Origin of the sequence: Quadrisphaera setariae (genome assembly GCF_008041935.1) — a bacterium.
Lineage (GTDB): Bacteria > Actinomycetota > Actinomycetes > Actinomycetales > Quadrisphaeraceae > Quadrisphaera > Quadrisphaera setariae.
Window position 1 is genome coordinate 211,230 of the sequence record NZ_VKAC01000009.1, and the last position, 13,879, is coordinate 225,108.

The 13,879-nt window shown below is 77.4% G+C and carries 16 protein-coding genes; 9 read left to right on the top strand and 7 right to left on the bottom strand.

Annotated elements, in window-relative coordinates:
• Positions 1-37: 37 nt before the first annotated feature.
• Positions 38-751: a CofC family guanylyltransferase gene (locus FMM08_RS15980; RefSeq protein ID WP_222710841.1), complete on the bottom strand. Its 714-nt coding sequence runs from the start codon at positions 749-751 to the stop codon at positions 38-40.
• A gap of 75 nt (positions 752-826) precedes the next feature.
• On the opposite strand from FMM08_RS15980, the gene FMM08_RS15985 reads away from it, so the two are divergent.
• Together FMM08_RS15985 and FMM08_RS15990 are read left to right on the top strand one after the other, a co-directional pair.
• The gene (locus FMM08_RS15985; RefSeq protein ID WP_187279787.1) at positions 827-1,585 is read left to right on the top strand and encodes a lysophospholipid acyltransferase family protein; all 759 of its coding nucleotides are present in this window, start codon (positions 827-829) and stop codon (positions 1,583-1,585) included.
• Entirely contained in the window at positions 1,582-2,655 is a 1,074-nt protein-coding gene (locus FMM08_RS15990; protein WP_147927362.1) for an NAD(P)H-dependent glycerol-3-phosphate dehydrogenase, read from the top strand. The genes FMM08_RS15985 and FMM08_RS15990 overlap by 4 nt, the downstream gene beginning before the upstream one ends.
• Before the next feature lie 8 nt (positions 2,656-2,663).
• Here FMM08_RS15990 and FMM08_RS15995 read toward each other — a convergent pair whose 3' ends face one another.
• A complete protein-coding gene (locus tag FMM08_RS15995; RefSeq protein WP_147927363.1) occupies positions 2,664-4,103 on the bottom strand; it encodes a sensor histidine kinase in 1,440 nt (479 codons plus the stop codon).
• 146 nt (positions 4,104-4,249) lie between these two features.
• Between FMM08_RS15995 and FMM08_RS16000 the strand changes: the two genes are divergently transcribed.
• Genes FMM08_RS16000 through FMM08_RS16020 form a run of 5 tightly spaced genes read left to right on the top strand, consistent with a single transcriptional unit; the run spans position 4,250 to position 8,860 of the window.
• Positions 4,250-4,981, top strand: coding sequence for a response regulator transcription factor (locus tag FMM08_RS16000; protein ID WP_147927364.1), 732 nt, complete (start codon positions 4,250-4,252; stop codon positions 4,979-4,981).
• Positions 4,978-5,787: a polysaccharide deacetylase family protein gene (locus FMM08_RS16005; RefSeq protein ID WP_147927365.1), complete on the top strand. Its 810-nt coding sequence runs from the start codon at positions 4,978-4,980 to the stop codon at positions 5,785-5,787. Before FMM08_RS16000 ends, FMM08_RS16005 begins: the two co-directional genes overlap by 4 nt.
• Complete coding sequence (locus tag FMM08_RS16010; RefSeq protein WP_147927366.1) at positions 5,784-6,707, top strand: DMT family transporter; 924 nt, start codon at positions 5,784-5,786, stop codon at positions 6,705-6,707. Before FMM08_RS16005 ends, FMM08_RS16010 begins: the two co-directional genes overlap by 4 nt.
• Complete coding sequence (locus tag FMM08_RS16015) at positions 6,708-7,619, top strand: DMT family transporter (protein ID WP_147927367.1); 912 nt, start codon at positions 6,708-6,710, stop codon at positions 7,617-7,619.
• Positions 7,613-8,860, top strand: coding sequence for an MGDG synthase family glycosyltransferase (locus FMM08_RS16020; RefSeq protein ID WP_147927368.1), 1,248 nt, complete (start codon positions 7,613-7,615; stop codon positions 8,858-8,860). The genes FMM08_RS16015 and FMM08_RS16020 overlap by 7 nt, the downstream gene beginning before the upstream one ends.
• A 34-nt stretch (positions 8,861-8,894) precedes the next feature.
• Here FMM08_RS16020 and FMM08_RS16025 read toward each other — a convergent pair whose 3' ends face one another.
• A complete protein-coding gene (locus FMM08_RS16025) occupies positions 8,895-10,064 on the bottom strand; it encodes a trans-sulfuration enzyme family protein (RefSeq protein ID WP_147927369.1) in 1,170 nt (389 codons plus the stop codon).
• A 70-nt stretch (positions 10,065-10,134) separates the two neighbouring features.
• Between FMM08_RS16025 and FMM08_RS16030 the strand changes: the two genes are divergently transcribed.
• Positions 10,135-11,286, top strand: coding sequence for a D-alanine--D-alanine ligase family protein (locus tag FMM08_RS16030; protein WP_147927370.1), 1,152 nt, complete (start codon positions 10,135-10,137; stop codon positions 11,284-11,286).
• Positions 11,287-11,295: 9 nt separating this feature from the next.
• Here the strand turns inward: FMM08_RS16030 and FMM08_RS16035 are convergent, their stop codons facing one another.
• Both FMM08_RS16035 and FMM08_RS16040 read right to left on the bottom strand, forming a co-directional pair.
• A complete protein-coding gene (locus tag FMM08_RS16035) occupies positions 11,296-11,817 on the bottom strand; it encodes a DUF3515 domain-containing protein (RefSeq protein WP_147927371.1) in 522 nt (173 codons plus the stop codon).
• Positions 11,810-12,043, bottom strand: a complete 234-nt coding sequence (locus tag FMM08_RS16040; protein ID WP_147927372.1) for an Lrp/AsnC ligand binding domain-containing protein — start codon at positions 12,041-12,043, stop codon at positions 11,810-11,812. Before FMM08_RS16040 ends, FMM08_RS16035 begins: the two co-directional genes overlap by 8 nt.
• A gap of 79 nt (positions 12,044-12,122) precedes the next feature.
• Between FMM08_RS16040 and FMM08_RS16045 the strand changes: the two genes are divergently transcribed.
• Positions 12,123-13,172: a thiamine-phosphate kinase gene (locus FMM08_RS16045; RefSeq protein WP_255472475.1), complete on the top strand. Its 1,050-nt coding sequence runs from the start codon at positions 12,123-12,125 to the stop codon at positions 13,170-13,172.
• Between the two features lie 30 nt (positions 13,173-13,202).
• On the opposite strand, the gene FMM08_RS16050 is transcribed toward FMM08_RS16045, so the two are convergent.
• Entirely contained in the window at positions 13,203-13,724 is a 522-nt protein-coding gene (locus FMM08_RS16050; protein ID WP_147927374.1) for a flavin reductase family protein, read from the bottom strand.
• A partial coding sequence (locus tag FMM08_RS16055; protein ID WP_304653991.1) for a Fe-Mn family superoxide dismutase occupies positions 13,721-13,879 on the bottom strand: 159 nt, incomplete at its 5' end. The genes FMM08_RS16055 and FMM08_RS16050, both read right to left, overlap by 4 nt.

Consider the following 13,879-nt stretch of genomic DNA (forward strand, 5'->3'; position numbering starts at 1 on the left):
GGCAGACGCGCCAGGACCTGCTGCGACCCGGCGAGGGTCAGGCGCAGGCCTCGCGCCGCGGGCGACCCTCCAGGACGCTCGCGGTGCGGGGCCCGAGCCCGAGGGTGACGGCCTCGTCGAGCTCGGCGGCGGTGTCGACGTCCCGGCGCAGCCGCGCCAGGTCCAGGCCCACGGGCACCGCACCGTCGCGGCGGTGCGCCAGCGCCGACCCCTGGCCGAACCGCGGTCGCAGCAGACCGCCGGCAGGGCCGTGCAGCCACCCGGCGAGCAGCACCGTGCCCGTGCCGTCGGCGTCGGGCACGGCCGCCGTGCCCCCGGCGGCCAGCACGGGGAGCGCTTCGTCGAGGGCGGCGGCCAGGTCGCCCGGTCGCAGCCCGGGCACGTCGGCCAGGAGGACGGCGACGGGGCCGCGCTCGTCGCCCTGGAGGCGCAGCGCGGCGAGGCCCTCGTCGAGGGCCGCGAGCAGACCGCTGCCCGGCGCGGACTCGCGCACCACGCGGGCGCCCAGCGCCGCGAGGCGCTCGCCGCGCCCCACGTCGGCGCAGACCACGTGCACGGAGGCCACGCGCGGGCAGGCCAGCGCCGCCTCCACGGTGTCCAGGGCGATCGCCTCCGGCAGCCCGGGGACGTGGCGGACGACGTCGGCCAGCCGGCTCTTGGCGGTCGGACCGCCCTTGACGGGCATCAGCAGGCGCCACCGCGACTCCGGGGCGCCGTCCTGGCGGCCGTCGCGGCAGGTGTCCTCGAGCACCCGACGATCCTGCCAGCCCGCGCCAGCGGTGCCCGCGCTGCAGGTGGGGCGGTCCTCCGGCTAGCCTCGGCAGCCGTGTCCCTCCTGCAGCCCGGACTGGGCGTCCCCCTCGGTGCTGCGGCGGTGGTGGTGCGCGGCGTGCTGCGCACCGTGTCCCGCCACGAGTGGCGCGGCCTGGAGAACCTGCCCGACGGCGGCTGCGTCATCGCTGCCAACCACGTCTCCTGGCTCGACCCGGTGACGCTGGCCGACGTGCTGGTCGCCGCCGGCCCGGTGCCGCGGATCCTCGCGAAGGAGAGCCTGTTCCGCGCCCCCGTGCTGGGCGGGGTCCTGCGCGTCATGCGCGGGGTGCCGGTCAGCCGTGGCACGGGCGACGCCGCCGTGGCGCTCCAGCACGCCGTGGACGCGGTCCGCAGCGGAGACCGGGTGGTGATCTTCCCCGACGGCACGCTCACCAAGGACCCGGACGGCTGGCCCATGGTCGGCAAGACCGGCGCCGCGCGCCTGGCGCTGACCACGGGGGCGCCGCTCGTGCCGCTGGCGCAGTGGGGCCCGCAGCAGCTGCTGCCGCGCAAGGGGCGTCCCCGCCTCTTCCCCCGGCCCACGATGCGGGTCCTCGTGGGGGAGCCGATGGACCTGGCCGCCTACCAGGGCCGCCCGCTGACCCAGGCGCTGCTGAGGGAGGTCACCGAGCTCGTGGTCGACGCGATCGCCGAGCTGCTCTCGCAGCTGCGCGAGGAGCCGGTCCCGCCCCGCTGGGACCCCCGCACCGGCAGCCGACGCCCAGCGGTGGCGCCGCCGGCGGCGCGTCCCGAGGTCGAGGGAGCCCCGTGAGCGCTGGGAGAACCGACAGCAGCGCGAGCAGCCGCGGTACTGGTCGCCGCGTCGCCGTCCTCGGCGCCGGCAGCTGGGGCACGACGTTCGCGCAGCTGGTCGCCGACGCCGACCCGGGCGCCCGCGTGGTGGTCTGGGGCCGTGACGCCACCGTCACCGACGAGATCACCCGTGAGCACGCCAACTCCCGCTACCTGCGGGGGCTGCGCCTGCCCGGCGGCGTCAGCGGCACCACCGACCTCGTCGCAGCGCTGGAGGGCGCCGACGACGTCGTCCTCGCCGTGCCGGTCCAGCGGCTGCGCGGCGTGCTCGCCACCGCGGCCCCCCACCTGGGCGGCGGCGCTGGCGGTGCGTCCGGGCCGACCGTCGTCAGCCTCCTCAAGGGCCTCGAGCTCGAGACGCACCTGCGCGTGAGCCAGCTGGTGGCCGAGGTCCTCGGTGACCTGCCGTACGCCGTGGTGTCCGGGCCCAACCTCGCCCGCGAGATCGCCGAGCGCCGCCCCTGCGCCACCGTGGTGGCCTCGGTGCACGAGCACGTCGCCGACCGGGTCGCGGCGCTGTGCGCCACAGACTACTTCCGTCCCTTCACCGCCCGCGACGTGGTGGGGGTGGAGGTGGCCGGGGCTGCCAAGAACCTCCTCGCCGTGGGGGTCGGCCTGGCCGAGGGGCTGGGCCTGGGCGACAACGCCAAGGCCTCGGTCATCGCGCTCGGCCTGGCCGAGGTGACGCGCCTGGTGGTGGCCCTCGGCGGGTCGGCCGCCACGGTCGCGGGCCTGGCCGGAGCCGGTGACGCCTTCGCCACGTGCGCCTCCACCCTGTCGCGCAACCACCGCCTCGGCGTCGGCCTGTCGCAGGGCCGGCCGCTGCAGGAGGTGCTCGACGGCCTCGGGGGCACGGCCGAGGCCGTGGGCACCGCGCGCTCCATCACCGCGCTCGCCGAGGGCGCCGGGGTGAGCATGGGCGTGGTCGGCCAGGTGGCCGCGGTGCTCGTGGAGGGACGCGACCCTCGCGACGCCGCCCTGCACCTGCTGTCGCAGCCGCTGCGCGACGAGCGGCTGCCCTGGCGGTAGGCCCGTCGTCAGCCCAGGCGCGCCCGGGGGAGCCTCACCACCACCGCCGCACCGCCGAGCTCGTCGTCGTGGCCCAGCTCGAGCTCGCCGCCGTGGTCGGTGACCACCGCCGCCACGATGGCCAGCCCCAGCCCCGCGCCGCTGGAGGAGCGGGTGCGCGCCGCGTCGCCGCGCGTGAAGCGCTCGGTGGCGGTGGCGACCAGCTCGGGGGGGAACCCGCGCCCGTCGTCGGCGACGACCAGCTGCACCCGCTGGCCGGCGTCGAGGGTCGACGTGCGCACCCGCACGCGCGCCGCCCCCGCGGACTCGGCGTTGGCCACGAGGTTGGCCAGCAGCCGCCCCAGCGCCCGCTCGTCCCCGTCGACCACGGCGGCGGGTCCGATGACCCGCACGTCGACCGGGTGCGCGGCGGCCAGGCGGGGCGCCTCGCGCTGCGCCAGCGCCGCCAGGTCCACCGCGGCGCGGGCGCTCGCGCCCCGCTCGGCGGAGGCCAGCACCAGCAGGTCCTGAGCGAGGTGCTCCAGGCGCTCGGCCTCTCCGAGCGCCGCCGCGAGCGACTCCGCGGCGTCCTCCGGCAAGTCCTTCCCGAGCCGCAGCGCCAGCTCCAGCTCCCCGCGCAGGACGGCGATGGGGGTGCGCAGCTCGTGCGCGGCGTCGTCGACGAACTCCCGCTCGCGCCGCACGGCCTGCTCGAGCCTGTCGAGCATGCCGTTGAGCGTGCGCGCCAGCACGGCCACCTCGTCGCCCCCCGGGGGCTGGGGGAGGCGCTGGTCGAGCTCGGCGGCGGACAGGCGGGCGGCGCGGCGCGTGAGGTCCGCCACGGGGCGCAGAGCGGCGCCGGCCAGCACCCACCCCGCCAGGCCGAGGCTGGCCACGAGCACCGGGGCGCCGGCCAGGAAGAGCAGCACCAGGCGCGTCTCAGCCTCGTCCAGCTCGCGCATCCGCGTGCCCACCACGAGCACGGAGCCCGCCTCGGGCACGGAAACCGGGGTGGCGGTGAAGCGCACCCGGCCCTGCCGCGGCAGCTCCAGGCTGTCGCTGACCGGCGCCTGGGTGGACCGCACCTCGGCGAGCACCTTCGCGGGCAGGAAGGACCCACCGCTCGGCCGGGCGCCCCGCGACTCCAGCACGGACGCGGCCGGCGAGGTCTCCACCAGCGTCCCGTCGGGGGCCACCAGCTCGGCGATGGGGTCCTCCCGGACCACCCTGACGTCACCGCGCGCCAGCGCCTGCCGCAGCGCCGAGGTGCGGGTGTCCAGGCCCGTGTCGACGGCGGCGTCGAACTGGCGGTCGGTGGCGAAGGCGAGCAGGCCCACCGCGGCGGCGATGACCACGGCCACCGCCGCGGCGAACAGCACCGCCAGGCGGGCCCGCAGCGCCGCCGGCAGCAGCCGGCCCAGACCACCGCCGACGCGCCGGGGCGGGTTCACCGCTCCGTCATCCTGCACCGGGCACCCTCTCAGTAGACCCTGCATGACGTGGCGTCCAGCGCGCTCCCAGAGAGCCGCCCGCTCGCCCGTCCCGATCCCGCCCGACGAGAGGACAGCATGACCGCCCGCCGCGACGTGCGACGCCTCCTGGCGGGGGTGTCGTCGTGAGGATCCTCGTCGTCGAAGATGACGCGGCGATGGCGCGGCTGCTGCGCCGGGCGCTGGCCTCCGAGGGCTACGCCGTCGACGTGGCCGGCACCGGCCCCGACGGCCTGTGGGCGGCCACCGAGAACGACTACGACGCCGTGGTGCTCGACGCGATGATCCCCGCGCCCAACGGCTTCGAGGTGGCGCGGCAGCTGCGCGAGCGGGGCCGGTGGGCTCCGGTCCTCATGCTCACCGCCCGCGCCGACGTGGCCGACCGGGTCCGCGGCCTCGACTCCGGCGCCGACGACTACCTCACCAAGCCGTTCGCCCTCGACGAGCTCTTCGCCCGCGTGAGGGCGCTGGTGCGCCGCGGCGCCGTCCCCCGTCCCACCGTGATGCGCGTGGGGGACCTCGAGCTCGACCCGGGCAGCCGCCGCGTCGAGCGCGACGGCGTGCCCGTCGAGCTCACGAGCAAGGAGTTCGCCCTGCTCGCGGAGCTCATGCGCCACCCCGGGCAGGTGCTCTCGCGCAGCCACCTCATCGACCACGTGTGGGACTCCGCCTACGACGGAGCCTCCAACGTGGTGGAGGTGCACGTGCGGCGGCTGCGGGAGAAGGTCGACAGGCCGTTCGGGCGCGAGAGCATCCGCACCTCCCGCGGCGCGGGGTACCTCGTCACCGACGACACCGCCGACGCCTCCGCTGACCTCCCCGCAGCCGTCCGCGACAGCGACGGAGACGCCCGGTGAGGCCCGCCGCGCTGGTCGCAGCCCTCGCGGGCGCCGCCGTGGTCGGGCACGCCGCGCCCGCCGTGCTGGGCCGAGGTCGGTGGCGCGACCGGGTGCTCCCCGGGCTGGTCGGCCGCGGCGCCCCCGGCGGCGTGGCGCTCACCTTCGACGACGGCCCCCACCCCGAGGGCACGCCCGCGGTGCGCCGCGCGCTCGACGCCCTCGGGGTGCGCGCGACGTTCTTCGTCCTGGGCAGCCAGGTGGAGCGCCACCCCGGGGCCGTCGCCGCGCTGCTGGCCGACGGCCACGAGGTGGCCCTGCACGGCCACGAGCACCGCAACCACCTGGCGCGCACCGCGCCCGCCCTCGCGGCCGACCTGGAGCGCGCCCGCGCCGCCGTGGTCCGGGACGCGGTGGCCAGCGGCCTGGACGCCGTGGACGTCGAGGCCGGCCTGCGCTTCACCCGGCCGCCCTACGGCGCCGTCTCCGGGGGGACCCTGTGGGCCGCGCGCGCCTCGCGGCTGCGCCCGGTGCTGTGGACGGCGTGGGGCCGCGACTGGCTCGGGCACGGCGGTGACCAGGTGGCCGCCACCGTCCTGGCGGACCTGCTGCGCGACGCCCCCGGCCCCGCCGGCGGCGGGGCCACCGTGCTCCTGCACGACTCCGACTGCACCTCCGTGCCCGGCTCCTGGCGAGGCACCGTCGCCGCCCTGCCGCGCCTGGTCGAGGCCGTGCGCGAGCGCGGCTGGGAGCTGCGCCTGCTGTCCGACCACCTCGGGCGGAGCGCGAGCACGAGCACCAGCACGACGGCGGGGGCCGTCGCGTGAGGGCCGACATCTGGCTGGCCCTGGCGTCGGCGGCCTGCTTCGCCCTGTCCACCGTCGCTCAGCACCGCGCCGCTGTGGAGCACGCCGACGAGGGGACGGGCACCTCGCCGCTCAGGCTCGTGGTGCGCCTGGCGCGCAGCCCCCTGTGGCTGGTGGGCCTGGTCGCCGCCGTCGCCGCGCTGCTGCTGCAGGCGCTCGCGCTGAGCAAGGGCGCGCTGGTCGTCGTCCAGCCCATCCTCCTGCTGGGACTGCTGCTGGCCCTGCCGCTGTCCGACGCGCTGGCCCGGCGGATGCCCGGCCGAGGCGAGGTGCTGGCGGCGCTGGCCGTGCTCGTGGGCCTGGCGCTGTTCATCGTGGCGGCCGACCCAGACCGCGGGGTGCCGGTGGCGCGGCAGGGCCACCTCCTGGTCACCGCCGGCGGCTGGACCGCCCTGGCGCTGCTCGCCGCGCTGCTCGGGGAGACCGTGCTCCGCGGGCGCAAGGCGCTGCTGCTGGGACTGTCCGGAGGGGCGCTCATCGGCGTCTCCAGCGCGCTGCTCAAGCAGGTCGTCGGCCTCTTCGGCCGCGGCCCGCTCGACGCCCTCCTCGACCCCGCCTTCGCCGGCGTGGTGCTCACGGGCGTGGCCGGCCTCATCGCCACGCAGGCGGGCTACGCCGCCGGGCACCTGTCGGCGTCCCAGCCGGCCCACTCCATCGCCGAGCCGGCCGTGGCCGCGGCCATCGGCGCCACCGCCTTCGCCGAGCACCTCGCCACCGGGGCGCTGCCGCTGCTCGGCCAGGTGGCGGGCGCGCTGCTCATGGTGGCCGGGGTCATCGCCATCGCCGCCGTGGTGCCCGACCTCCACGACGACCCCCACGACGGCTCCCGCGGGCGCCCCGAGCGCACCGGGCGCCCCGGGGCCGAGCGGGGGGTGGCCTGAGTGCTCCCCGTCGTCCTCGCCCTCGTGGCCGCTGGCTGCTTCGCCGGCTCCACCGTCACCCAGCACCGCGCCGCCTCCACCGCCCCGGCCGACAGCGGCACCGGGGTGCGGCTGGTGCTCTCGCTGCTGCGGCAGCCCCTGTGGCTGCTCGGGCTGCTCTTCGGCCTGGCGGGCGCCGCCCTCCAGACCGTCGCGCTGTCCCAGGGCGCGCTGCTCGTGGTGCAGCCGCTGCTGGTCACCGGGCTGCTGCTCGCCCTGCCGCTGTCGGTGCTGGTGGAGGGGCGGCGCCCGCCGCTGCCGGAGTGGCTGTGGGCCAGCGCCGTCGTCGTGGGCCTGGCGGTCTTCCTCGTCTCCGCCCAGCCCGGCGGCGGCAGCGCCGTGGCCCAGCCGTCCGCGCTGCGCAGCTGCGTCCTCGTCGGTGCCGGCGTCGTCGTGGCCGCCGCCGCCCTCTCCCGCGCCGGGAGCGGTCGCTACCGAGCGCTGCTGCTGGGACTGGGCGGTGGCACGGCGCTGGGGGTCGCAGGGGCGCTGCTCAAGGAGGCGACCGGCCGCTACCAGGCCGACGGGCTGCTGCAGGCGCTCGGCACCTGGCCCCTGTGGGCGCTGCTGCTCGCCGGTGCCACCGGCGTGGTGCTCAACCAGTCCAGCTACCGCGTCGGTGTGCTCACCGCCTCCCAGCCCGCCATCACCATCGCCGAGCCCGTCGCCGCCGCGGTGGTGGGCGCCGCCGCCTTCAGCGAGCGGCTCGCCGCGGGGGACGGCGCCCGGGCCGTGCAGCTGGTCGGCATGCTGCTCATGATCACCGCCGTCGTCATGCTGGCGCGCCTCACGGCCGGCCAGGGGCCGACGGCGCCCGCGGCCACCCACGACTCGTCCCGTCCACCCCACTCCCCTGAGGAGGAGCTGTGCTGAAGCCCCCGGTCGAGCCCGAGCCCGAGGCGATGCCCGACGCGTGGGCGAGCGTCCTGGTCGTCTCCGGCAGCGTCGGAGCCGGCCACGACGGCGCTGCGAACGAGCTGGCCCAGCGCCTGCGCGCGCTCGGCGTCCACGTGGACGTCGAGGACCACCTGCGCGCCTTGGTGCCCGGCGCCGCGCTCTTCCTGCGCCAGGGCTACACGCAGAGCGTGGGCCGCGTGCCCGCCCTGTTCGAGTGGCTCTTCCGGGTCCTCGAGGACTCCCGCTTCTGGCGCCTCCTGCTGGCCCTGCTGTGCCGCACCAGCTGCTGGCGCCTGATGCGCTGGTCCCGCCGCCGCCCGTACTCCCTCGTGGTCTCCACGTACCCGCTCGCCAGCCAGGCCCTCGGCCACCTCCGTGAGCGCGGGCGCCTGCGGGTGCCCGTGGTGACCTACCTGTGCGACCCGGCCGCGCACCGGTCGTGGATCCACCCCGGTGTCGACCACCACTGGACGGTCACCGAGGCCACCGCACGCCAGGGCCGGCGCGACTACGGCACGCCCATGACGGCCGCCGGACCGCTGGTGCCGGAGAGGTTCACGCGGGTGCCCGCCGAGCGCGGCGCGCAGCTGCGGCGCGAGCTGGGCATCGACCCGGCCCGCAAGGTCGCCCTGCTGGTGGCCGGTTCGCTCGGGCTCGGGGACGTCGCCGAGAGCGCCGCCCGCGTGGGCGAGGCCGGGCTCGTGCCGATGGTGCTGTGCGGACGCAACGAGGAGCTGCGCGCCCGAGTGGCCGAGGTGCCCGGCGCGGTGGCCCTGGGGTGGCGCAGCGACGTGCACGAGCTGCTGAGCGCCGCCGACGTGCTGGTGCAGAACGCCGGCGGGCTCTCCTACACCGAGGCGCTGGTCGCCGGGCTGCCCGCGGTCAGCTACCGGTGCATCCCGGGGCACGGCCGCGCGAACGCCGCCGTGCTCGAGGGGGCGCGCCTGGCCCCCTGGGCGCGCACCGACGCCGAGCTGGCGCCCGCGCTGCGCTCCGCGCTGGCCCGCGGGCGCCGGGTGCCCCAGCTGGGCGACCCGGCCGAGGCCGTGCTCGCCCTGCTCGTGCCCGCCGACACCCGCGCCGTGGAGCTGGTCGACCTCACCGCCGCCCGCCGCCGCGCTCCCCGCGTGCCGCGGCCGCTGCGCCCGGGACGCGTCGCCACTGCCGCCCTGGTGACGGCGCTGCTCGCGCCGGTGCTGGCCCGCCGCAGCAGCTGACGGGGCCGTCCGCCCACCCGGTGAGCCGCCGACCTCAGGAGGGGCCGGCGGCCTCCAGGGCCCGGGACAGGTCCGTCCAGAGGTCCTCGACGTCCTCCACGCCCACCGACAGGCGCAGCAGGTCCTCCGGGACGACCACGGGCTCCAGGGGGTGGCGGCGGCGGCGCTCGATGAGCGACTCCACCCCGCCGAGGCTCGTGGCGGGCAGCCACAGCCGGGTCGCCTCCTGCACGGCCTGCGCCGCGGTCGCCCCGCCGTGCACCTCGATGCTCAGCACCGAGCCGAAGCCGCGCATCTGCGCCGTCGCGCGGGCGTGGCCGGGGTCGGAGGCCAGCGAGGGGTGGCGCACCCGCTTCACCGCGGGGTGGTCGGCCAGCCGGCGCGCCAGCTCCGCGGCGGAGGCCTGCGAGCGCTCGACCCGCAGGTGCAGCGTGCGGACCCCGCGCAGCGCCAGCCACGTCTCGAACGGACCGGGGATCGCGCCGACCACCGTGCGGTGCTTGGTGATGGCCGCGAGGAGCTCGGGGTCGCGGGTGAGCACGGCACCCAGCACGACGTCGGAGTGGCCTGCGAGGTACTTGGTCACCGAGTGGACGACGACGTCGGCGCCCACCACCAGCGGCTGCTGGACGAGCGGGGTGGCGAAGGTGTTGTCCACCACCGTGCGCACGCCGGCCCGGCGCGCCGCAGCGCACAGCGCGGGCAGGTCGGCCACCTCGAGCATCGGGTTGGTGGGTGACTCCAGCCACAGCAGGTCGCCGGGGGCCGTGCCGGACAGGGCCGCGGCGACGGCGCCGGTGTCGGCGACGGGCACGCGCAGCTGGCGCAGCCGCCCGCTGGCCTCCAGGTGGTCCAGCAGTCCCAGCGTGGTGTTGTAGGCGCTGTCCGGCGCGATGACCAGGCCCCCGACCGGCACCTGCTCGACCACGGCGCTGATCGCGGCCATCCCCGAGGCGAACGTCCGCGCACCGCCGCCGTCGGCCGGGCGGGCGTCCTCCAGGAGCGCCAGCACCTCCTCCAGCGCCTCCCACGTGGGGTTGGCGAACCGGGCGTACCCGCGCGCGCCCGGCTGGGTGCTCGCGACGAAGGTGGAGGTCAGCTCCACCGGGGCGTTGACGGGGGCGTCGGGGGTCCGGGGCGGGCGGCCGGCGGCGACGGCGAGCGTCTCGGGCGACCAGGCGGAACCGGCAGGGGCGTCGTGCACGCGGCCAGGCTAGGCGGCGGGACGCGGTGGCTGCTGTCGGCCGGGTGGTCGGCGGCTAGGGTCGCTGGCCATGGCCGAGCCGCAGCGCGAGCGTCCCCGGGTGGCCGTCGTCTTCGGGGGGCGGTCGAGCGAGCACGCCATCAGCTGCGCCACCGCGGCCGGTGTGCTCTCCGCGCTCGACAGGTCCCAGTGGGACGTCGTGCCCGTGGGCGTCACCCCCACCGGTCACTGGGTGCTCGTCGACGACGACCCGGTGCGCTGGTCCATCCGCGAGGGCGCGCCGCTGCCCGAGGTCGGCGCCGGTGACGGCCCCGGCGTGCTGGTCCCCGTGGCCACCGACGACCGGGCGCTGCGCGTCAGCGAGCCGGGTGCGCCCCCGCGCGTGCTGGGCGACGTCGACGTCGTGCTCCCCCTGCTGCACGGCCCCTACGGCGAGGACGGCACCCTCCAGGGCCTCCTCGAGCTGGGCGACGTCCGCTACGCCGGCTCCGGGGTGCTGGCCTCCGCGCTGTCGATGGACAAGGGCTTCACCCGGACCGTGCTGGCCGCCGCGGGCCTGCCCGTCGGGCCCTGGGTGACGCTCCTGCCCGGGCAGTGGGAGGCCGACCGCGAGGCCTGCGAGGCGCGGGTCGCGGCACTGGGGTGGCCGGTCTTCGTCAAGCCCGCGCGCGCCGGTTCGAGCATGGGCGTCTCCAAGGTCTCCGCGCCCGAGCAGCTCGCCGCCGCTGTCGAGCTGGCCACCTCCCACGACCCCAAGGTCGTGGTCGAGGCCGCCGTCCCCTCACCGCGGGAGGTGGAGGTCGGCGTGCTGGCCGAGCTCGTCGAGGCCCCCGGCGGGCGTCAGCGGGCCGTGCCGCGCGCGTCCGTGGTCGGCGAGGTGGTGGTCGGCGAGGGCCGCGACTTCTACGACTTCGAGGCCAAGTACCTCGACGACAGTGCCGTGAGGCTCGACAGCCCCGCCGACCTGCCGGCCGAGGTCGCCGACCGCGCTCGCGCGCTGGCCCTGGAGGTCTTCACCGCGGTGGGAGCCGAGGGCCTGGCCCGGGTGGACCTCTTCCTCACCGCCGACGGCGAGCTGCTGGTGAACGAGGTCAACACCATGCCGGGGTTCACCGCGTCGTCGATGTTCCCGCGGCTGTGGGCGGCCACCGGGCTGGCCTACCCGCAGCTGCTCGACAGGGTGCTGCGCCTGGCGCTGGCCCGCCCCGCCGGCCTGCGCTGAGGCTCGGGCTCAGGAGCAGACCGCGGTCTGCTCGATCAGGGCCACCGCCTTGGCCACCTCCTGGGGCGCGGCGCTCGTGACCGAACCGTCAGCCGGCATCTGCAGCGACACCGCGGGGTCGCGGCCGTAGGTCGTCCAGGTGGTGCGCCCGTCGCCGTCGTCCACCGGGATCCAGTCCACCGTCGCGCCATCGCCCTCCACCGCCTGGCAGCCGCCGGCCGTCTCCAGCGCGCTCAGCTGGTCCACACCGCAGCGCAGCACCACGGTGACCTCGCGCCCGTCGGGGCTGCCTGCGGGCACACCGCTCCAGGCAGCCGCTCCCTGGGCCGTCGTCTCCCGGCGCTCCAGACCGGCGACGCTGTCCGGCAGCGCGGTGTACACCTGCGCGCACAGCTGGTCGTAGCCGCGCGGCGCCGGCTCGACGCCCACCGCGCTGGTGCAGCCCGCGACGCCCGCCACCAGCGGGACGACGAGGAGGGGTGCGGCGGTCAGGCGGAGCGGGCGGCGACGGGGGTGCACCCCGTCATTCACGCATGACGGTGCACGTGACGGTCCTCACGATCCCCGGGACCACCGCGATCTGACCCAGCACCAGGGCGCCGAGGTCGTCGACGGGACGCGCCCCGACGTGCACCACGACGTCGTACGGACCGGTCACGGCGTCCGCGGCCATGACGCCGTCGAGGTCGGCGAGCGCGGCCGCGACCTGGTCGGCCCGGCCGACCTCGGTCTGCACCAGCACGTACGCCTCGACCACGACCGCAGCACCTCCCACGCCCGCGCCTCCGGCGCCGTCGCCGGCGGTGGTCACGGAACGGTCACGCTACCTTCCACGGGTGGTGAGCAGGAGACCGGAGCGCGACTCCGGAGCGGTCGGTCGTCTCGGCGAGGCCGAGGTGCTCACCCGTCTCCTCGCTGCGCTGGGAGTGACCGGTGCGCCGGCTGGGACGGCGCCGCTGGTCGGCCCCGGCGACGACGCCGCACTGGTCGCCGCCCCGGACGCCCGGGTGGTGGCCACCACCGACCTGCTCGTCGAAGGGCGCGACTTCCGCACCGACTGGTCCTCCGGCGACGACGTCGGCGCCAAGGCGGTCGCGCAGAACCTCGCCGACGTCGCCGCCATGGGCGCGGTGCCCACCGGGCTGCTGCTCACGGTGGGCGCCCCGCCCGAGACGCCGGTGGCCTGGCTGGAGGACCTCGGCCGGGGCGTCGGCGCCGCGTGCCGGCGGTGGGGCACGTCGGTGGTCGGCGGCGACCTCTCGGGCTCCTCGGAGCTGCTGGTCTCCATCACGGCGCTCGGAGACCTCCAGGGGCGCGCGCCCGTGCTCCGCGGCGGGGCCAGCCCCGGGGACGTGCTCGCGCTCGCGGGCTGCGTGGGCCGTTCGGCCGCGGGGCTGGCGCTGCTGTCCGCCGGGGGGCCGGCGCTCGCGGCCGAGGTCGCGCCGGAGCTGCTCGCCGCCCACCGCAGTCCCGTGCCGCCCGTCGAGGCGGGCCCGGCGGCCGCGAGGGCCGGGGCGACGGCGATGCTCGACGTCAGCGACGGCCTGGGCGTAGACGGCCGCCGCATCGCCGCGGCCTCCGGGGTCCACCTCGACGTCGACTCCTGGTGGGAGGACCAGCACGTCCTCGACCTGCTCGGCGCCGCCCGCGCGGTGGTCCGCCGGCTGGCCCGCGACGACGACGAGCAGGTGCTCGCGCGCAGCTGGGTCCGCGGGGGAGGGGAGGACCACGCCCTGCTGGCCGCGTTCCCGCCCGAGGTCGCCGAGCGCGGCCTGCCGGAGCCGTTCGTGCGCATCGGGGAGGTGCTGCCCGTGCGTGAGGGCTGGCCGGCGGTGACGGTGAACGGCGACGTCGAGGTGGTCGGCGGCTGGGACGTCTACGCCTGAGCGCGGCGCGAGCGGGCCTCCCCTCCCCGCTCAGGCGGCGGCCGGTCCCGTCCGGCTGGTGGTGCTGAAGGTCGAGGCGTGCCAGACCAGCGGTGCTGCGTCCTCCTGCTGCGCGAGCGCGCGCACGCGCAGCAGCACGACGTCGTGGTCTCCGGCGGTGACGGTGTCGTGCACGGTGCACTCCATCCACACCGGTCCGCCCTCGATGCGCAGGGCGCCGCTCGCGGCGGCCGTCACGGGCACGCCGGTGAACCTCCCACCGACGTCCTTCGAGGCGAGCTGTCGGGCCAGCGCTCCCTGGCCGGCTCCCAGCACCGACGCCCCGACGGCCGGTGCCCCGGCCAGCCGCGCCCAGCTGCGGGAGCCGTGCGCGACGGCGAAGAGCACCAGCGGCGGGTCGAGGGAGATGCCCACCTGGAAGGACGAGGCGACCACGGCGGTGGGCTCGCCGCCGACGACGGCCGCCAGCACGGCCACCCCCGTCGGGTAGCGGGAGAAGGCGGCCCTGACCGCGTCCGGGCCGCCGACCGGCACCGCTTGCAGGGAGGTCACGGGGCCACCGGGACGACCAGGCCGGAGGTCCCGGTGCGGGCGGCCTCGAAGCGGGCGGCGACGTCGGCCCAGTTGACGATGTTCCACCAGGCCTTGACGTAGTCGGGCTTGACGTTCTTGTAGTCCAGGTAGAAGGCGTGCTCCCACATGTCGAG

Coding starts and splice junctions, on each gene's coding strand:
- FMM08_RS16030 (WP_147927370.1), top strand. CDS start 10,135: ATGGCCGAGCCGCAGCGCGAGCGTCCCCGGGTGGCCGTCGTCTTCGGG.